General features: G+C 68.6%; 18 protein-coding genes. 8 read left to right on the top strand and 10 right to left on the bottom strand.

The window, feature by feature from the left end; all coding sequences use genetic code 11:
* Positions 1–17: 17 nt before the first annotated feature.
* Positions 18–1013 (top strand): hypothetical protein, encoded by a 996-nt coding sequence (locus tag FHR04_RS01705; RefSeq protein ID WP_139400327.1) that lies wholly within the window; start codon positions 18–20, stop codon positions 1011–1013.
* Between the two features lie 35 nt (positions 1014–1048).
* On the opposite strand, the gene dusA is transcribed toward FHR04_RS01705, so the two are convergent.
* The 7 genes from dusA to FHR04_RS01670 form a co-directional block, all read right to left on the bottom strand.
* Positions 1049–2089 (bottom strand): tRNA dihydrouridine(20/20a) synthase DusA, encoded by a 1041-nt coding sequence (dusA, locus tag FHR04_RS01700; RefSeq protein ID WP_139400325.1) that lies wholly within the window; start codon positions 2087–2089, stop codon positions 1049–1051.
* An 83-nt stretch (positions 2090–2172) separates the two neighbouring features.
* On the bottom strand, positions 2173–2400 hold the full coding sequence (locus FHR04_RS01695; protein WP_139400323.1) for a hypothetical protein: 228 nt from the start codon (positions 2398–2400) through the stop codon (positions 2173–2175).
* 84 nt (positions 2401–2484) lie between these two features.
* On the bottom strand, positions 2485–2844 hold the full coding sequence (locus FHR04_RS01690; protein WP_139400321.1) for a DoxX family protein: 360 nt from the start codon (positions 2842–2844) through the stop codon (positions 2485–2487).
* Positions 2845–3059: 215 nt separating this feature from the next.
* Complete coding sequence (gene rph / locus FHR04_RS01685) at positions 3060–3809, bottom strand: ribonuclease PH (RefSeq protein ID WP_139400319.1); 750 nt, start codon at positions 3807–3809, stop codon at positions 3060–3062.
* A gap of 10 nt (positions 3810–3819) precedes the next feature.
* Entirely contained in the window at positions 3820–4629 is an 810-nt protein-coding gene (gene murI, locus FHR04_RS01680; protein ID WP_139400317.1) for a glutamate racemase, read from the bottom strand.
* A gap of 30 nt (positions 4630–4659) precedes the next feature.
* Positions 4660–4956, bottom strand: a complete 297-nt coding sequence (locus FHR04_RS01675; RefSeq protein ID WP_139400315.1) for a nucleoside triphosphate pyrophosphohydrolase family protein — start codon at positions 4954–4956, stop codon at positions 4660–4662.
* Positions 4956–6167, bottom strand: a complete 1212-nt coding sequence (locus FHR04_RS01670) for an aminotransferase-like domain-containing protein (RefSeq protein ID WP_139400313.1) — start codon at positions 6165–6167, stop codon at positions 4956–4958. Before FHR04_RS01670 ends, FHR04_RS01675 begins: the two co-directional genes overlap by 1 nt.
* 125 nt (positions 6168–6292) lie before the next feature.
* On the opposite strand from FHR04_RS01670, the gene fba reads away from it, so the two are divergent.
* From fba to FHR04_RS01645, 5 genes are all read left to right on the top strand, one after another.
* Entirely contained in the window at positions 6293–7210 is a 918-nt protein-coding gene (gene fba, locus FHR04_RS01665) for a class II fructose-1,6-bisphosphate aldolase (RefSeq protein ID WP_139400311.1), read from the top strand.
* A gap of 227 nt (positions 7211–7437) precedes the next feature.
* Positions 7438–8091: a hypothetical protein gene (locus tag FHR04_RS01660; protein WP_249038919.1), complete on the top strand. Its 654-nt coding sequence runs from the start codon at positions 7438–7440 to the stop codon at positions 8089–8091.
* A 197-nt stretch (positions 8092–8288) separates the two neighbouring features.
* Positions 8289–10946, top strand: coding sequence for a S8 family peptidase (locus FHR04_RS01655; RefSeq protein WP_476699015.1), 2658 nt, complete (start codon positions 8289–8291; stop codon positions 10944–10946).
* 105 nt (positions 10947–11051) lie between these two features.
* Positions 11052–11468: a CBS domain-containing protein gene (locus FHR04_RS01650; protein WP_039685127.1), complete on the top strand. Its 417-nt coding sequence runs from the start codon at positions 11052–11054 to the stop codon at positions 11466–11468.
* An 89-nt stretch (positions 11469–11557) separates the two neighbouring features.
* The gene (locus FHR04_RS01645) at positions 11558–12523 is read left to right on the top strand and encodes an oxidoreductase (RefSeq protein ID WP_139400307.1); all 966 of its coding nucleotides are present in this window, start codon (positions 11558–11560) and stop codon (positions 12521–12523) included.
* Here FHR04_RS01645 and tsaB read toward each other — a convergent pair.
* Positions 12514–13068, bottom strand: coding sequence for a tRNA (adenosine(37)-N6)-threonylcarbamoyltransferase complex dimerization subunit type 1 TsaB (gene tsaB / locus FHR04_RS01640; protein ID WP_139400305.1), 555 nt, complete (start codon positions 13066–13068; stop codon positions 12514–12516). The two genes, FHR04_RS01645 and tsaB, sit on opposite strands and share 10 nt — an antisense overlap.
* A gap of 96 nt (positions 13069–13164) precedes the next feature.
* On the opposite strand from tsaB, the gene FHR04_RS01635 reads away from it, so the two are divergent.
* Entirely contained in the window at positions 13165–14298 is a 1134-nt protein-coding gene (locus tag FHR04_RS01635; protein WP_039685122.1) for a citrate/2-methylcitrate synthase, read from the top strand.
* Between the two features lie 182 nt (positions 14299–14480).
* Complete coding sequence (locus FHR04_RS01630) at positions 14481–15086, top strand: DUF1266 domain-containing protein (RefSeq protein ID WP_170213817.1); 606 nt, start codon at positions 14481–14483, stop codon at positions 15084–15086.
* 31 nt (positions 15087–15117) lie between these two features.
* Here FHR04_RS01630 and dnaG read toward each other — a convergent pair whose 3' ends face one another.
* Positions 15118–16893 carry a DNA primase gene (gene dnaG / locus FHR04_RS01625; protein ID WP_139400301.1) on the bottom strand — a complete coding sequence of 592 codons (1776 nt, stop codon included), beginning with the start codon at positions 16891–16893 and terminating at the stop codon, positions 15118–15120.
* A 194-nt stretch (positions 16894–17087) separates the two neighbouring features.
* Positions 17088–18107 (bottom strand): RodZ domain-containing protein, encoded by a 1020-nt coding sequence (locus tag FHR04_RS01620; protein WP_139400299.1) that lies wholly within the window; start codon positions 18105–18107, stop codon positions 17088–17090.
* Positions 18108–18112 lie beyond the last annotated feature (5 nt).

Below are 18112 nucleotides of genomic sequence, written 5' to 3'. Positions count from 1 at the left end.
ACAAGTAAGGAGCCCGTATGTCCAGAGTGCTGTTGCCCGCCGTCCTGTTGCTGACCGCCGTTCTCAGTGCCTGCGGCGGCGTCCAGTCCCCTCCGGCCACCCTTGATCTGGAGGGCCAGACGTCGCTGGCTGTCGGCGCCCCGGCCAGCCTGACCGCCGTGCTGCGCGGTCTTAGCGGCGATCCCATCCCCGCCACCGTCACCTATACGTCCAGCCAGCCCAACGTGATCAGCGTGGATGGACAGGGTCAGTTGACGGTCAAACGCCTGACGGCCACCAGTCGGCCGGTGGAACTCACTGCCAGCGCGGCGGGCCGCACCGCCACCATGCTGGTCACGACCTACGGTCTGGAAGTGGCGGTGGGGACCTACGTGTGGAACCTGCAGGCAGCGGGGGCCGCGCCTGGGCGCTTCGTCGTGGTCCGCTACCGCCCCGAGAGCGAGGCTGAGGCAGTGCAGGCGTCGACGTATACGGTCACCGCTCCGGGCGATGAACGCCTGACCTGCCCCCTGTCCCAGAACGCCGTGGAACGGGCATGCTGGTGGGCCGAGGCGGACGCCACGAAGTACCCGTCGGGCGAGTACCGGGCCAGCCTGGTCCAGAACGGCGTGACCTACACCACCACGGCGTCCCTGCCGGACCCTGAGGCGGCGCTGGGCTTTGTGGGCGGGGCCTCGGCGACGCTCAGGGGGAGAGACGTGACGTTTGCGGGCGAGCTGCCGGCTGGAGCCGGGTGGTTGTACGCCTATGTGGCAAAGCGCATGTTGCAGACCTCGGCCCTGCCTGGCCCCCGGTTGCGGAGCCAGGGCACGGAACCGACGAATGATTCCCGGTCGGTCTCGGTGTACGCCACGGCCCTGCCCGCCACGCTGACGGTGGGCGCCGCTGTTCCTGCTGGGGCCTACGAGGGCTGGATCACGGCCATGCCGAGTAACCTGAGCAGCTTCGACGAGGTGCTGCCCGAGCAGTTCAACGTTTCGGCCACGTTTGGCGGCCCGGTCACGCTCAGGTAACCCCGGCGCGGGGCTGACCTGATCCGGCGGCTTCCTTAGCCTGCCAGCGGCTGCAGTGCCTGGGTTGTTAACGTATCGGGATGGGCGTCCAGCACCTCGTCGGGCACGCCGGCCAGCGCGGCCCGCACCACGTCCAGCCCCGCGCCCGGCCGGTGGCCCCCCTCGCTCAGGGTGCGTTTCCAGTGCCGCGCGCCCGGTTGCCCGGCAAACAGGCCCAGGGTGTGCTTCATCATGCGGTTCAGGGGCTGACCCGACCGCAGTTCGGCGGCCACGAAGGGCAGAAAGGCCTCGATGACCTCGCGGCGGGTGGGCGGCGTCATAGCCTCGCCAAACACGTCGCGGTCGGCGGTGGCCAGGATGTAGGGGGTCTGGTACGCCGCCCGTCCGATCATCGCGCCGTCGGCCCACGTTAACGCGGTGGCCGCGTCGTCCAGCGACAGCAGCCCACCGTTGAGCACCACCGTCAGTTCCGGAAAGTCGGCCTTGAGCTGCTGCACCACGTCGTAGCGCAGCGGTGGGATCTCGCGGTTTTCCTTTGGCGAAAGGCCCGACAGCCAAGCCTTGCGCGCGTGGACGATGAACGTTTCGCAGCCTGCCGCCGCCACCGTCCGCACAAAATGCTGAAGGTGTCCATAGCTGTCCAGATCGTCGATGCCGATGCGGTGCTTGACCGTAACGGGCAACGTGGTGGCGCCGCGCATGGCCTCCACCGCGCGGGCCACCACGTCCGGCGAGGCCATCAGGCACGCGCCGAAAGAACCGCTGCTCACGCGGTCGCTGGGGCAGCCGCAGTTCAGGTTGATCTCGTCGTAGCCGTAATCGGTGGCAATGCGGGCGCACTCGGCCAGCGCCGCCGCGTCGCTGCCGCCCAGTTGCAGGGCCACCGGATGCTCGGCCTCGCCGAAGGCCAGGTGCCGCTCGCGGTCGCCGTGCAGAACCGCACCCGTCGTGATCATCTCGGTATACAGCAGCGTACGGCGGGTCAGCGTGCGGTGAAAGGCGCGGCAGTGGCGATCCGTCCAGTCCATCATCGGCGCGACGGACAGGGTGTGCGGGGGCAGGGAGGAGACGGCCATGGCAAACGGCAGTGTAAAGGGAGGCGCAGCGGCCAAAAGTGCCTCCACGCCTCCCCGATGTCTAGTGCGGGGCCTACCTATGGCTACAACTCCCGTCCCGTCCCGGTGTCCGCATCGAACGTGGTGCCCGAATCGTCGGTGTCTTTCGGATGCTCCGGCACCGCCTCGGGCGGCTGGCGTTCACGGCCAATGGGCGTGTCGGTCATGCCGGTTTCGGATTCGTCGTAGTACCCGCTGCGCTCGCTCATGTCGTTGCCCAGATCGTCAGGCAGACCGCCCTGCCGGTCAGGGGCCGAATCGTTTTTCGTCATGGCCCGAGTGTATGGAGGTCATGGGGCGGCGTGGCAAGGCGGGCCTTTACCCAGGCTTGCGACGTTGCCGTTGCCCCGTTGCGCTCAGTCGTGGCCGCTGACGTACATCAACGCGCCGAACAGTGCCAGGTTCTTCAGGAACTGCGTCTGCTGCTGCTCGCGCTCCTTGCCCTGCTTGTCCCAGAACGGGTGGCCGATGACGGTGGTAGGCACCAGGCTGGCGGCCAGCGCGGTGCCCGCCAGACGCGGGAACAGGCCCAGCGCCAGCAGCGCGCCCGCGCCCACCATCACGCCGGAGTTGATCTGGACGGCCAGTTCGGGCTGCGGGATCTCGGCCCCACGCGCCGCACGCACCACGGGATCGGGGTTTTGCAGGTGTTCCAGGCCGTTCTTGATAAAGATGCTGGCAAGCAGCGCCCGCCCGATGAATTTCGCTCCGCTCATGGTGATCCTCCTTGGGAATGCTCTGGAGTTTAGCGCAGGGAACCGGGCCTGGACGGGGCCGCCATGAAGATGAATTGAGAGTTGCCCCGTTCTAGAGCATTTGTCAAAAGTGTTGTTTGCTTTTGGCCGAACGGAGTGAGTGAATTTTGCTGAGCATTTGGGATAATGGAGGCATCAGAAGTCTTTTTTCTGATGCAGCAATTCGGACAAATGCTCTAGCCTTTGGTTGCGGCCAGTTGCCGTCCCATCTCTTTCAGCACGCCCTGCACTGCCGCCGTGCCCGCCTCCAGCAGAGCCACGTAGTCCGCCACGCTCAGCGGGCCGTCCTCGGCGCCGCCCTGGGCCTCGATGATCAATCCGGCTTCGGTGGCCACCACGTTCAGGTCGGCCCGCGCGGTGCTGTCCTCGGCGTAGTCCAGATCCACGCGCAGCTCCTGGCCCACGTAGCCCACGCTGATGGCCCCCACCGCGTGCCGCAGCGGCCACTCGCTCAGGGTGCCCGCCGTGACCCGCCGGTCGCAGAAATCGTGCAGGGCCGCGTGCGCCGCCAGGATGCTCGCCACCCGCGTGCCGCCGTCGGCCACCAGCACGTCGCAGTCCACGTAGATGGTCTGATTCCGGAAGGGGCGCAAGTCCATACTGGCCCGCAGCGCCCGGCCCAGCAGGCGCTGAATCTCGTGCCGCCGCCCGTTTTGCAGGCCGCGCTCGCGGGGCGTGCGGTCATGCGTGGCGCGCGGCAGCATGGCGTACTCGGCGGTCAGCCAGCCCTCCTTTTTGCCGCGCATGTGCGGGGCGGGCTTGTCCTCCAGCGTGACCGTCGCCAGGATCTCGGTGCGTCCCAGCGTCAGGTGCGCGCTGCCCGGCGCGTAGGGGTTGACGCCGCGCCGCACGGTCAGGGGCCGGGGCTCCAAAAGGTCACGCCCCTGACGAATGGGCAGCTTGTGGGGGCCAGAGGGAGACGACATGGCCCGCAGCTTACGCGCTGACTGCCGCCAGATGCACAGGCTCGGCCTGGTCTGCGCTCAGGGCCGCGAACACCGGGCGGGCGGCCTCCACGTCTCCGGTCACGAAAGAGGCCACCGCGCCCTGGGCCTGATGGGTGTTCAGCAGATCACTCCCCTGAAGGACGTTGCGGGTTTGCCGGGCCACCGCCGCGCCGCTGTCCAGCAGGGCAAAGGCGTGGCCGAATTCGGCCCGGATGCTGCCCGCCAGAAACGGGTAATGCGTGCAGCCCAGCACCAGTCCATCCGCGCCCGCCTCGGCGATGGGCGCCAGCACCTCGCGCAGCACCGCCCGCGTGCGTTCCCCGTCCGCCTGCCCGGCCTCCACCAGCGGCACCAATTCGGCGCTCACGGCGGTCAGCACGCGCACGCCCGCCGGCTCGGCAAAAGTGCGGATCACGTCCTGAAGCAGCGTGCCGCGCAGCGTGCCGGGGGTGGCGAGGACGCCCACCACGCCTGTCCGCGTGGCGGCCACGGCGGGTTTGAGGGCCGGCACCAGCCCGATGATCGGCATGTCGAAGCGGGCGCGCAGGTGTTCCAGGCTGTATGCGGACGCCGTGTTGCACGCCACCACCACCGCTTTCACCCCGCGGGCGTGCAGTTCGGCCACGGCCCGCCCGGTCAACTCGCGGATCTCCTCGCCGGGCCGCGCGCCGTAGGGCAGGTGCGCGGTGTCGGCCAGATAGAGGAAATCCTCGTGGGGCAATAGGCGGCGCAACTCGGCCAGCACGCTCAGGCCGCCCACGCCGCTGTCGAACACACCGATGGGGGCCGCGCGACTCATGCCGCCGATGATAGATCAGCTCTGGGCAGATCAGCTCGGGGCAGATCCACTCTGGCGATCCAGGCTTTCAATCGCGGCCACAGCCACCGCCGCCACCTGCACGAGTTCCCGGCGGTAGTCTGCGAGACTGCGCGGGCCACGCTGCGCCGCGTGTTTGTCGAAGCGAGGAAACAGATGTTCGAACGCGGCCTGGTTCGCCTCGCCCACCTCCTCGGCCAGCACCATCAGCCACACCTCCGGCGCGTGATCCTGCTGGCCCCACCTCGCGTCCTGCCGCTGCCGTTCGGCCCCCACCTCGGCCAGCACGGCGGCTGTGGCCTCGCCCATCAGTCCAGCGCCTCGCGGATCGTCTCGCCCAGCGCCGCGATGCCGCGCTCGATCTGCTCCGGCGTCGCGCTGCTGTAGCTCAGACGCAGGGTGTTCTCGCCGCCGCCCAGTGCGAAGAATGGACTGCCCGGCACGTAGGCCACGTTGCGGCTCAGCGCGCGCTCCAGCATCCGCGTGCTGTCGATTCCTTCCGGCAGCGTGACCCACAGGAACATGCCGCCTTCGGGACGGGTGGACTGCACGCCGCCCGGAAACTGTTCTCCGATGTGCCCCAGCATAGCGGCGGCGCGTTGGCCGTAGGCCCGCCTCACCGTCTCGATCTGGCGCGGCAGCACCTCGTCCAGCAGTTCGGTCACGATCATCTGATTCAGCGTGGGCGTGTGCAGGTCCGCGCCCTGCTTGGCCTGCACCAGCTTGGAAACGATTGGCGCGGCGGCCTGTACCCAGGCGTCGCGCAGGCCCGGCACCAGCGTCTTGGAAAAGCTGGAGCAGTAGAGGATGTGGTTGGCCTCCACGTCCCCGGCGTACTCCAGCCCCAGTTCGTACAGGCTGGGGGCGGGCTCGCCGGAGAAGCGCAGCTGACCGTAGGGATCGTCCTCGATCACCAGGACGCCGTACTGGGCGGTCAGCTCCACCAGGCGGCGGCGGCGCTGGGCGTCCAGGGTGCGCCCGGTGGGGTTCTGGAAGTTGGGCACGGCGTACAGCAGTTTGGCCGGGGTGGTCTGGAGCAACTCTGCCAGAGCGTCCACGTCGATGCCGCCGTCATCGGTGGGCAGCTGCACGTAGCGGGGGCCGTACGGCTGGAAGGACTGCAAGGCGCCCAGGTACGTCGGCGCCTCCACCAGCACCGTGTCCCCCTCCGAGATCAGGATCTTACCCAGCAAGTCCAGCGCCTGCTGGCTGCCGGTCATGATCTGCACGTTGGCGGCGGGAATCCCGGCCCTGGCCCCGATCCACTCGCGCAGGGGTGGATGGCCCTCGGTGGTGCTGTACTGCAGGGCGGCGGGGCCGTAGCGGGTCAGCGCGGCGTCGGCGGCCCTTCTGACCTCCTCCAGCGGAAACAGCTCCGGCGCGGGCAGGCCTCCAGCAAAAGAAATGATGTCTGGCTGCTGCGTGACCTTCAGAATCTCGCGGATGGCGCTGGCGTTCATGCGCCGGGCGCGGGCTGAGAACAGGGCCGTGAAGTCGGGGGCCGGGCGGGCGGGGGTCATGCCTTTCATGCTACGCCTGGGGCTTGGAAAGGCCAGAGTGGCTCCCCACGGCTCACCGTGTCCAAACGTCCTGGCCTCTTTTTCGGCAGGCCGGGTACAGTAGAGGGGCTTATAAGGAGGCAACCATGCTCGTCACCGGTAACGACATTCTGATTCCCGCCCGCGCCGGCAAGTACGGCGTCGGCTCGTTCAACACCAACAACATGGAGATCACCCAGGCGATCATCCACACTGCCGAGCGGCTGCGCAGCCCGGTGATGGTGCAGATGAGCGAGGGGGCCATCAAGTACGGCGGCCAGGATCTGGCCAACATCGTCAAGGACATGGCCCACCGCGCCACGGTGCCGGTGGCCCTGCACCTGGATCACGGCTCCTCCTACGAGTCGGCGCTGAACGCCATTCGCATGGGCTTTACCAGTGTGATGATCGACGCCTCGCACCACGACTTCGCCGACAACGTCAAGGAGACCCGCCGCGTCGTGGAGGCCGCGCACGCCATGGGCATCAGCGTGGAGTCCGAGCTGGGTCGGCTGGGCGGCATCGAGGAGCACATCGTCGTGGACGAGAAGGACGCCTTCCTGACCGATCCCGAGGAAGCCGTGCAGTTCATCGAGCAGACCGGCACCGATTACCTGGCGATTGCCATCGGCACCAGCCACGGCGCGTTCAAGGGCAAGGGCCGCCCCTACATCGATCACGCGCGCATCGAGAAGATCGCGGGCATGACTGGCATTCCGCTGGTGGCGCACGGCTCCAGCGGCGTGCCGCAGGACATCATCGAGCGCTTCCGCGCGGCGGGCGGCGAGATCGGCGACGCGGCGGGCATTGCCGACGAGGATCTGCAGCGCGCCACGGGGTTCGGCATCGCCAAGGTCAACGTGGACACCGATCTGCGGCTGGCCAGCACCGTGGGCATCCGCGAGGTGTTGCAGGCCACGCCCAAGGAGTTCGACCCGCGCAAGATCTTCGGCCGCGCCCGCGACGTGATGTCGCAGGTGATCGAGCACAAGATGGGCGTGCTGGGCAGCGTCGGCAAGGCGTAACCCGGCGGGCTGAGGGGCGAGGCGGGGCTGTGGGCTCGCCTCGCCTTTTGCGGTGTGGGTGTCGCGGGGCCAGCGCCCTTGCCGGGCCGTGCCGGGGCTGCCCTGGCTGATGCCCAGGTGAGCGTTCCACACACGAGTTCTCACCCGCCCGCCCTATGCTCGACCCTGGCATGAAGGCGGCGCGGACACTTCCATTTCTCCTGCTTCTGGCGTCCCTGGGGGCGGCGGTGAAGACCGATGTCGCGCCGCCGCTGGGCAACGTGGGGCTGGCCCGGCTGTCGGCGCTGTTGCCGCTGCAGGGGCAGAACGTGACCATCATGGAAAAGCGTCCCAGCCTGTCCACCGTGGATCTGCGCATGCGCGTGGAGCGGGTGGGTGGCAGCGCCGACGCGCTGTATCAGGTGATTGTCAGCGCCAGCCGGGGGGTGCGCGCGCCCTATGACCCGCGCCTGGGCATCTCCGAGGAGGACTACCGGCGCTACCTGGTGTTCCAGGAGGTGCTGGTGTCCTCCAGCAAGACCGCGCGGCTGGCGCTGACGCGCGATTCCGGCCGCGTGGTGTTCGGCAGCAATCCGGCCCTGAACAACGTGCTGGACGGCCTGAGCATCAATCTGCGAACGGGCGAGCTGCGCGGCCCGGAAGGCTACAGCGCCCTGCCCACTCCCGTGGTACCCAGCACCGCCCCGGACCGGGTGCTGCCCGTCCGCAGCGGCTTTCAGTGGAAGCTGCTGGGCAGCGACGCCACCGCCGGCAATGGCGTCCGGGCGACCCTGAACCTGCTGGAACTGGAAAGCGGCCTGATCATCCTGAATTACAGCCGCACCAGCATGATCAACCGCAAGCTGACCGAGGGCGAGATCATCATCGGCTACGACCGCTGACCGCCCCCCCCACCGCTGTCTCAGCAAAGGGCCAAGGGGAGGAAGATGGCCCTACGGGCACCGGAGACGACGCCGCGCACGGCCCCCGGACGTTCCCGACGCCCCCGCCATCAGACTGATGCGGCCCTGACGGCACTTTAAGGATTCCTCACGCCGTGTTCAGGGGCCGTCATGGGCGGGCGGCTACGCTGAGCCTCATGACGATGCCTCTGAAGAAAAAGAGCCTGATGCTGGGCGCGGCCCTGCTGCTGGGCGGCCTGTCCCTCTCCTCGGCAGGCGCGGCGGGCCTGTCGCCCACGCTGCTGGAACGCGCCAAGCGCGGTGACCAGACCAAGGTGGGCGTGATCGTGCGCTTCCAGTTCGGCAACGACGCGCGGGGCCGGGCGCAGCTCAAGAACCTGCGCGCGCAGCTCAACGGGCGGCTGGATCAGCTGGGCTCGGCGGCCGGTTTCCTGGCCAGCGCGATCAAGAGCGGTCAGGCCACCTCGCTGTGGCTGGACCAGAGCATCTTCCTGCCGCTGACCCCGGTGCAGGCCCGCGCCCTGGCCGCGCTGCCGTTCGTGACCGACGTGTTCGAGAACTTCAAGGTGCAGATTCCCAAGCCGCAGCGGGCGGTGGCCCTGAGCGCCTCGGCCGCCGCCGCCGGGGAGCCGTGGCACCTGGCCAAGATCGGCGCGCCGCAGGCCTGGGCCGCCGGCTTCAAGGGGCAGGGCATCAAGATCGGCCACCTGGACAGCGGCATCGATCCCAACCACCCGCAACTCCAGGGCAAGATCGCCGCCTTCGCCGAGTTCGACGCGGAGGGCAACCGCGTCAACAGCCAGCCGCACGACAGCGCGGATCACGGCACCCACACGGCGGGGCTGCTGGTGGGTGACACGGTAGGGGTGGCCCCCAGCGCCAAAATTATCAGCGCGCTGGTGCTGCCCAACAACGAGGGCACGTTTGCCGAGGTGATCGCCGGGATGCAGTACGTGCTGGACCCCGACAACAACGCCGACACCGACGACGGTGCGGACGTGGTGAACATGAGCCTGGGGATTCCGGGCACCTACGACGAGTTCATCGTGCCGCTGGAGAACATGCTCAAGGCCAACGTGGTGCCGGTGTTCGCCATCGGCAACTTCGGCCCGGCGTCGGCCAGCACCGGCAGCCCCGGCAACCTGCCCGACGCCATCGGGGTGGGCGCGGTGGACCAGAGCGGCAACGTGGCCAGCTTTAGCAGCCGGGGACCGGTAGCCTGGAGCGGCAAGATCAACGGGGTCTTCGTCAAACCCGATATCGCCGCGCCGGGGGTGGACATCACCAGTTCCATTCCGGGCGGCAAGTACGGCGCCAAGAGCGGCAGCTCGCAGGCCAGCCCCATCACGGCGGGCGCGGTGGCCGTGATGCTGTCGGCCAAGCCGGGCAGCAGCGTGGACAGCATCAAGAACGCCCTGTACACCAGTGCCAGCAACGCGGGCAGCAAGAACAACAACGTGGGCTTCGGCCTGATCAGCCTGCCCGGAGCGCTGGGTAAGCTGGGCGTCAGCGTGAGCGCTCCGGCCCCGGCGCCCAAGCCGACGCCTGCACCAGCGCCGACGCCAACACCCACCCCGACGCCGACACCCAAACCCACCCCGGCCCCCACTCCCACGCCGGCCCCTACCCCAACGCCGGCTCCCAAGCCCACCCCAGCGCCCACGCCGACTCCGGCCCCCAAGCCGACGCCCACCCCTCCGCCCGCCACCAACAAGACGCCTACCGGCCCGGCCGGGTACGAACTGTGCGCGCTGGAAGGCCAGAAGTGCAACTTCAGCGGGCAGCGGCTGGCCGCTTTCGGCACCGAGGGCCAGTACCTGACCGGCACCGGCACCGACGGGTTCAACTGCACCGTCGCCGAGTGGGGCCGCGATCCCGCCGTGGGCAAGTTCAAGGGCTGCTTTATCAAGCCGGTGCCCGGCTCCTCGGTGCCTGCGCCCAAGCCCACCCCGGCCCCGACGCCCGCTCCCAAACCCACGCCCGCTCCCACGGCCGGCAAACCCCGCGTGCTGCTGGTCGATGACGACATGGGCGTGGGCACGGACGTGACGGGTGCGCTGCGCGACGCCCTCAAGTCCAACGCGGTCAGCGGCGGCGCCTTCGTGTGGAACGTGCAGTCGCAGGGCCCGGCCCCGCTGAGCGAGATGCAGAAGGCCGACATCGTGATCTGGGCCAGCGGCGAGCAGTACCAGAACACCATCACCCCCGCCGATCAGAACACCCTGCGCCAGTACCTGTCGGGCGGCGGACGGCTGCTGGTGACCGGCCAGGACATCGGCTACGACATCGGCGAGGGCGACTTCTACCGCAGCGTCCTCAAGTCCCGGCTGGTGGCCGACAGCAGCGGCACCGCCAAATTCGTGACCAGCGGACCGTTCGGCAACACCGCCTACACCCTGAACGCGGCGGGCAGCGCCCAGAATCAGGTTTACCCCGACGTGATCGCCGATCTGGGCGGCAGCGCCACCGTCGCCTCGTGGGGCAGCGCCAATGCCAATGCCGGCACCATCAGCGCCCAGAGCATCAAGGTGGACCCCAACCGGGGCCGCGCCGCCCAGAAGCAGCAGGACCCGCGCGGTCTGGTCGAGCAGCTGGCAGGCAAGATCATCGGCACCGCGCTGGGCCAGATCTTCGGCACCAGCGGCCAGCAGGCCAGCCAGCCCGCGCGCGGCGGCCGGGTCAGCGCCCAGAGCGCCGGTGAAAACGCCGGGGCCATCGTCGCCAACGACGCGGGCCGCTACCGCACCGTCAACATGGGCTTCGGCCTGGAAGGCCTGACCCCGGGCAGCCGGAACGCCCTGGTCAAGACGGCTTTCGACTGGCTGATGCGCTGAGCGAGACAGGTTGATCAAGGGGGGAGAGGCCAGTTGCGCCTCTCCCTTTCCCGTTTCTTTAGCGCCTCCCCACGGCCCCCCTACGCTGACGGGCTAGGGTGGCTCATGACCACTCTCAAGGACATCATGACCCCGGACCTGACGACGGTGGACACCGGCGCCACCCTTAAGGAGGTCGCCACCCACATGAAGGAACAGGGCATCGGCAACGTGCTGATCATGGACGGCGACCTGCTGACCGGAATCATCACGGACCGCGACATCGTGGTGCGCGCGGTGGCCTACGGTCACGATTTCGGCACCCCGGCCAGCGACTACGCCACCGGCGACGTGTTCACCATGACTGCCGACACCACGGTGGAGGAAGCCGCCCGCGAGATGTCGCACCGTCAGCTTCGCCGTCTGCCCGTCACCGAGGGCAGCCGGGTGGTGGGTATCGTCAGCCTCGGCGATCTGGCCGTGCGGGCACACACGGGCGTGGACGAGACGGCCCTGAAGGGGATCAGCCAGCCGACGAGCTGATTGCTCTGCGGGCAGGCAGCGGCCACCTTCTGATCTGGAGGGCTGGCTGCTGCCCGTTGTTCACCTCCTGGGGGCGTAAGCTCGGTCCCATGACGACCATCGCCAGCCCACTCGCGCCGCGCGCCACCGCCCTGGAAGTCGTTCAGGGACTTGACCTGAACGGCAAGACCGCCGTGATTACTGGCGCCTCTTCCGGCATTGGGGTGGAGACGGCCCGCGCGCTGCTGTCGGCGGGAGCGTCGGTGATCCTGGCTGTCCGGGACACCGGGAAAGGGGAGAAGATCGCCGCCGAACTGCGGGAATCGACGGGCAACCAGAACGCCCAGGTCATCGAGCTGGACCTCGCCTCGCTGGCGCAGGTACGCGAGGGGGCGGCGCGGATTCTGGCGGCAGCTCCCGCCATTCATATCCTGATCAACAACGCGGGCATCATGGCGACGCCGCAGGGCCAGACCCCCGACGGCTTCGAGACACAGTTCGGCACCAACCACCTGGGCCACTTCCTGTTGACGCAGTTGCTGATGCCCGCGCTGCTGGCCGCCGCCCCCGCCCGCGTGGTGGCCCTGAGCAGCAGCGGCCACCGCCGCAGCGACATCGTCTGGGATGACCTCAACTTCGGGCGCCGCCCGTATGACCGCTGGGCCGCCTACGGCCAGAGCAAGACCGCCAACGCCCTGTTCGCCGTGGGCCTGACGCAGCAGTACGGGGCGCGCGGCGTGACGGCCAATGCAGTTCACCCCGGCGGCATCATGACCGGGTTGCAGAAGTTTGTCCCGCTGGAAGAGCAGCGCGCGATGGGCTGGCAGGACGAGTCGGGCAAGCTGAACGCCGTGTTCAAAACCACGGAAGAAGGCGCGTCCACCACCGTGTGGGCCGCCACCTCACCGCAACTGGAAGGGGTGGGCGGACTGTTTTTGGAGGACATTCAGCAAAGCACGCCGCTGGACGCGCAAAATCCCGATCCGAGATTCGGGTACAAGCCCTACGCGCTGGACCCTGAAAGTGCCGCGCGGCTGTGGACGCTGAGCGAGGAACTGGTCAGGGATTACAGGTAGGCCAGCGCCCAGTGCTCCTGCCCATGCCTCAGTCCGGCTTTCAGGAGCGCCAACCCGTCCGGTGCGAGGTCCGAGTGGTGGGGCAGCGGGCCGAGCAGCGCCTGGAACTCCTCCAGACTGAATTTCTGCGGCGCGTGACGCACGCTGTCCACCGCGCCGCCCGACACGTCATAGACCGCGCCGTAGATGTTGCCTTTGCGGGCGTCCAGCGAGACGCCTTGCGGACCGTCGCCCCGCACCAGCCCCTCGAGGGTGGGCACGCCGCGGACCCCCGCGCCCCACACCCGGCCCAGCCCCAGCGCGTAGCTGGCCCCCACGCGCACGCCGGTATACGAGCCGGGGCCAGTGCCAATGACGAGCAGGTCGGCGCGGAAGGGAAGACCGGACTGGGCGAACAGTTCGCGCGTGGCGGCGGGCAATTCCTCGGCGTGCGCCCGGCCCACCTCCCTGGAAGACGCCACTTTGCCGTCCTTCCAGCGCAGGGCCAGCGTCAGGTGTGGGGTGGCAGTGTCGAGGGCCAGAACGACTTGAGAATGGGCGGTCATCGCCGGGCATTCTAGGGCTGACATGAAGGTTGTCACCCCGGCGGGAACGTGACCCGACTCTGATCGAACAGGGCGGCGGTGCTATCCTCGGGCATCATGACTGAAATCGCCAAGGGCCTGGCAGGCGTTAAATTCACCGAGAGCAAGCTGACGTTCATCAACGGCGAGGAAGGGATTTTGCTGCATCTGGGCATTCCGATTCAGGAGTGGGCCGAGAACAGCACCTTCGAGGAACTGTCGCTGGCGCTGCTGGAAGGCAAGCTGCCCACCGCCACGGAACTGGCGCAGTTCGACGCGCACCTCAAGGAAAACCGCGCCATCCCGCAGCAGCTTCAGCAGGTGATCCAGGACATGCCGCGCGGCATCAACCCGATGCAGGCGCTGCGCACCGCCGTGTCCTACCTGGGCCTGCTGGACCCGCAGTCCGAGGACATCACCCCGGAGGCCCGCCGCGCCATCACGGTTCGCCTGATCGCGCAGTTCAGCACCATCATCGCCGCCATCAGCCGCACGCAGGAGGGCCAGGAGATGGTCGCGCCGCGCATGGACCTGACCCACGCGGGCAACTTCCTGTATATGCTGACCGGCACCGAGCCCACCGCCGAGCAGTCGCGCCTGTTCGACATCGCGCTGGTGCTGCACGTCGATCACGCCATGAACGCCAGCACCTTCACGGCGATCGCCACCTCCAGCACCCTCAGCGACATGTACTCGTGCATCACGTCTGCCATCGGCGCCCTGAAGGGACCGCTGCACGGCGGCGCGAACGAGGCCGTGATGGACATGCTCGACGAGGTCGGCACGCCCGACAAGGCCGAGGCGTACATCGGCAAGAAGCTGGACAACAAGGAAAAGATCATGGGCGTGGGGCACCGCGTCTACAAGAACTTCGATCCCCGCAGCCGCGTGCTGCGCGACTACGCCGAGCATGTGGCGAACAAGGAAGGCAAGAGCAACTACTACCAGATTCTCGAAACCATCGAGAAGACGGTGGTGGACCGCCTGGGTGACAAGGGCATCTACCCCAACGTGGACTTCTACAGCGGCACGGTGTACAGCGACCTGGGCATCAAGAAGGAGTTCTTCACCCCGATCTTTGCCCTGGCCCGCATCAGCGGCTGGTGCGCCAGCGTGATCGAGTACAGCCAGGACAACAGCCTGCTGCGCCCCAGCAGCGTCTACACCGGCGAGAAGGACGCGCACTACGTGAAGTTGCAGGACCGCAAATAAGCGCGTCGTAGGCACGACACAACAGGATTGAGGCAGCCCTTTCGGGGTCCGCCTCTTTTCTTTTCTGAGGGTTGTTCCTAAACGATTTGTGGATGCCCGGGCCGTATTGCCGATGTCTGGCCCGCTGCTACATTGCCGGTCAGGTGGCAGGCGTGCGGGTGGGCCTTTCCCCAGGGAGGCCCATGAACGCAGGCAAAGCAGTCGCAGACTTTTTCGTGGAGGCGCTGATGCCGGACTGGCTGAAGCTTCGTCTGGCCCGTGCCAAACCGCTGGACCCCGCCGGGCGGTGGGCACTGGCCGCCAGCGCGCAGCTCACGGACCTCAACCGGCACCGCCACGACACCCTCAACCCCGATCCGCGCGTGGATTCGGCGCAGTGGGCCATGAACCTGAGCAGCTGGTGGGGCACAGAGGACCACGACGAGACGGTGGCGATGCTGGAATGGCTGGCCGCCGAGGGCCACCGCGTCAAATTCCGGGCGGCGGCAGGCCACGACGTGCTGGCCTGGGACCTGGCCCGCCTGATCAACGTGGCCCGCTGGGGCTACGCCGCCCGCTACCTGTCCGAGGCCGAGGCGTGGGCGCACATCCTGCCCGCTGCCGCCGCCCTGCGTGAGCGCTACCGCTCCTGGGAGGAGCTGGCCGGGGATTACGTGCTGGGCCATGACCTGTGGGCCGAGGGGCCGGATGAGGACCTGACGGCGGTGACCGCGCGCCTGCTCGATCCGGCGAACGGCAAGAGTCCCTGGAATGGGGTGGCCTGGACGTTGGAGGGCACGGCGGGCTGAGCCTCAGCCACGAGCGGCGTGCACCGCCCGCCTACGCGATGCCGCGCCGTCCGCGTTTCTCGGCTTCCACGGCGCGCTGCAACTCCCCAATCTGCTTCAGGAGGCCCAGCTGCTCGGCGGGCGCGGCGCCGGCCACCTGCTTTTTCAGCAGTTCCACCTCGGCGCGCAGGGCGTCGATGCTGATGGTGGTCTGGATATCGTCCACGGCGGCGGCGGCGTAGGCCCCCACCTTCTGATCGTACTGCTCGCTGCCCTGGCGCGAGATGCTGCCCGAATCGCGGCCCTCGAACAGCAGGCGGATCAGGAGTTGTTCCTCCGGCTGGCCCCGGAACACGTCCAGAATGGCGTCGGAACTCTGGGCGCCCTGCACCGCCAGCATGACCTTGCGCATGGATTCGTTGCGCCACGGCGTGCTGCCGTCCAGCTTGGCCAGCAGGCTGGGATCGATCAGCAGTTGCCGCAGCAGCTTCAGCTCGTTCTCCTCCTCGCCGCGCCCGCTGCTCATGCCGGCCAGGTGCGTGTCGGTCAGTGTGCGCCGCTTGGCCTTGCTGCCGATCCATTCCATCAATGCTTCGGGCTTGATGCCCAGCGTCTCGCAGGCGGCGGCCCGCACGCCCTCGGCGATCTCGTCGAGGGGATCGAGGTTCTGCATGCGCGGCAGCAGCTCCATCAGGATCTTGCGCTTGCCGTCGGCGGTGGCGGTGCCGTGCGTCTCGATGGCGGCCTGCACGCGGTACTGCACCTCGTCCACGCCCTGGGCCAGCGCCTGCCGGATGCCTGCCTCGTCCCCGGCCAGCAGCGCGTCGGCGGGGTCCTTGCCGCTGGGCACCGAGGTGGCCCGCACCCGGAACTTGGCGCCCAGCACCTGATCGAGCCCCTTGAGCATGGCCTTGAGGCCCGCCTCGTCGTGATCGAACATCAGCGAGATGCTGCGCGCGCCCAGACGTTCCAGCAGCGTGGCGTGTTCGGCGGTCAGGGCCGTGCCCAGCGAGGCCACCGCACCGGTAAAGCCGTACTGGTGCATGGTGATCACGTCCATGTAGCCTTCCACCACGATCAGTTCGGTCTCCCCGTTCTCTGCTTTCCCTAACCCGGTGCGCGCCTTGTCCAGCCCGTACAGCACCTCGCCCTTGCGGAAGGCGTCGGTCTCAGGGGTGTTCAGGTACTTGGGCTTGGTGTCGTCCAGCACGCGCCCGCCGAAGCCCACCAGACGGCCCAGGTGATCGCGGATCGGGAACATCACGCGGCCCCGGAAGCGGTCATAGACCCGCCCGTTCTCGGCGTTCTCGGTCAGCAGGCCCGCTTCCAGCAACTGGCGCTCGTTCAGGCCCTTGACGCGGGCGTGTTTCAGCAGGCCGTCCCAGCCGTCGGGGGCGTAGCCCAACTCGAAGGCGGCCACCGTCTCGTCGGTCAGACCGCGCCGCCGGAAGTAGTCCAGTGCGGGCCCCGGCAGGTGTTCGCGGAAATACGCCAGGGCAAAGGCGTTCACGTCGTACAGGTCGCGGCTGCTGCGCTCGCCGTACTTGGCCTCCACCTGAATGCCCACGCGCTCGGCCAGCTTGCGCAGGGCGTCGCCGAAGCTGAGGTTCTCGCTGCGCTGCACGAAGCTGAACACGTCCCCGCCGGCCTTGCAGCCGAAGCAGTAGAAATAACCCTGATCGGTGTCCACCTGAAAGCTGGGGCTTTTTTCGTTGTGGAACGGGCACAGCCCCTTCAGGCGGCCTTTGCCCGCCGGGGAGAGGCGCACATATTCGCCGACGACCTCCGCGATGTTCAGCCGCGAACGAACGTCCTCCTTGGTTCCCATGTGTCCTCACCTCCCCGGATGCCGCACACGCGCCCGCCCTGAGAAGGGGAGCCGCCGTCCGGGCATGATCTCGTAGTGTACGCCGCCGGGGCGTCTCTCGGCTAGAGGGATAAAATCCCGTCCTGCACGGCAAAAAAGATGAGAGCATGCGAAGGTGCGCTGTCAGACGGGCACGGAGCCGGCTGCGGGGCCGGCTAGTACTGCCGGGTGACCACCTGCCCGGCCCCGCCCATGGCCTGCTCGGGGCCGCCGCCCACCCTGACCTGCACGGCCCCCGCGTTGCCGGCGCGGACGCTCACGCCCGGCGGGTACTTCACGACGCTGCCCACCGGGGGCACACCCTCGTACAGCACCTGCCCCTCCCGGTCGGTCACGCGCACCCAGGACTGGCCCGCGAACCGGATCGTCACGGTACCGGTGGCGGCGGGCGGTGCGTCCGGAGAGACAGAGGCTGGGGGCGGCGGCGGCGTGAGTGTCCGGACCCCGGTATTCAGGTCCGTCAGGACGCTGGCCTCGCCGCCGGTGGGAGGCAGCGTGGCGCGCAGGTTGCGGCTCTGGCCCAGATCGATGGTCTGTTTCAGGGGGGTGCGGCCGGCCGCCTCCACGCGCAGCTCGGCCCGCCGGCGGGCGTCGACCGGGAACGACAGCACGGGCGCCGGCCCCAGGTTGCGGTTGTCGAGGTACACCACCGCACCGTCCGGCTCGCTCTTGATGGTCAGGCGCACGGTCCCCTGGGGGCTGACCGGCGGCGTGGGGGCCTCGGCCTTCGGAGGCTGGACCGGCGAGGGGGCCGGGGCCGCCGGGACGGGCACGGGCGCGGTGGGCAGGACGGCTGCCGGGCTCGGGCGGCGCAGCAGCAGCACGCCGACGGTGACCAGCAGAACCAGCAGCACCGCGATCAGGGCCAGGCGCACCGGCCCCAGCGTGGGCGGGTCCTGCTGGGGCGGCTCCGGGGGAGGCGTGACTGCCGGCTCCGGAGCCGGAGGCCGCAGCAGGCAGTCAAAGTCGGCCAGCAGCGGGGCAGGATCCAGCCCCAGCTCACGGGCGTAGGTCCGCAGGTAGGCGCGGGCGAAGGTGGCCTCAGGCAGGGCCGCCAGCTGACCGTCTTCCAGGGCCTGCAGGTAGTCCCGGCGAATGGCAGTGGTCTGCGCCAGCTCGCGCAGGGTCAGGCCCCGCGCCTCCCTCGCGCCGCGCAGGGTTGAGCCAAAAGTCATGGTGG

The organism is Deinococcus radiopugnans ATCC 19172 (assembly GCF_006335125.1).
GTDB lineage: Bacteria > Deinococcota > Deinococci > Deinococcales > Deinococcaceae > Deinococcus > Deinococcus radiopugnans.
Note: the sequence above shows the minus strand (reverse complement) of the source record. Positions and strands in the feature narration are given on the sequence as shown.

Coding starts and splice junctions, on each gene's coding strand:
- FHR04_RS01705 (WP_139400327.1), top strand. CDS start 18: ATGTCCAGAGTGCTGTTGCCCGCCGTCCTGTTGCTGACCGCCGTTCTC.
- dusA (WP_139400325.1), bottom strand. CDS start 2,089: ATGGCCGTCTCCTCCCTGCCCCCGCACACCCTGTCCGTCGCGCCGATG.
- FHR04_RS01695 (WP_139400323.1), bottom strand. CDS start 2,400: ATGACGAAAAACGATTCGGCCCCTGACCGGCAGGGCGGTCTGCCTGAC.
- FHR04_RS01690 (WP_139400321.1), bottom strand. CDS start 2,844: ATGAGCGGAGCGAAATTCATCGGGCGGGCGCTGCTTGCCAGCATCTTT.
- rph (WP_139400319.1), bottom strand. CDS start 3,809: ATGTCGTCTCCCTCTGGCCCCCACAAGCTGCCCATTCGTCAGGGGCGT.
- murI (WP_139400317.1), bottom strand. CDS start 4,629: ATGAGTCGCGCGGCCCCCATCGGTGTGTTCGACAGCGGCGTGGGCGGC.
- FHR04_RS01675 (WP_139400315.1), bottom strand. CDS start 4,956: ATGGGCGAGGCCACAGCCGCCGTGCTGGCCGAGGTGGGGGCCGAACGG.
- FHR04_RS01670 (WP_139400313.1), bottom strand. CDS start 6,167: ATGACCCCCGCCCGCCCGGCCCCCGACTTCACGGCCCTGTTCTCAGCC.
- fba (WP_139400311.1), top strand. CDS start 6,293: ATGCTCGTCACCGGTAACGACATTCTGATTCCCGCCCGCGCCGGCAAG.
- FHR04_RS01655 (WP_476699015.1), top strand. CDS start 8,289: ATGACGATGCCTCTGAAGAAAAAGAGCCTGATGCTGGGCGCGGCCCTG.
- FHR04_RS01650 (WP_039685127.1), top strand. CDS start 11,052: ATGACCACTCTCAAGGACATCATGACCCCGGACCTGACGACGGTGGAC.
- FHR04_RS01645 (WP_139400307.1), top strand. CDS start 11,558: ATGACGACCATCGCCAGCCCACTCGCGCCGCGCGCCACCGCCCTGGAA.
- tsaB (WP_139400305.1), bottom strand. CDS start 13,068: ATGACCGCCCATTCTCAAGTCGTTCTGGCCCTCGACACTGCCACCCCA.
- FHR04_RS01635 (WP_039685122.1), top strand. CDS start 13,165: ATGACTGAAATCGCCAAGGGCCTGGCAGGCGTTAAATTCACCGAGAGC.
- FHR04_RS01630 (WP_170213817.1), top strand. CDS start 14,481: ATGAACGCAGGCAAAGCAGTCGCAGACTTTTTCGTGGAGGCGCTGATG.
- dnaG (WP_139400301.1), bottom strand. CDS start 16,893: ATGGGAACCAAGGAGGACGTTCGTTCGCGGCTGAACATCGCGGAGGTC.
- FHR04_RS01620 (WP_139400299.1), bottom strand. CDS start 18,107: ATGACTTTTGGCTCAACCCTGCGCGGCGCGAGGGAGGCGCGGGGCCTG.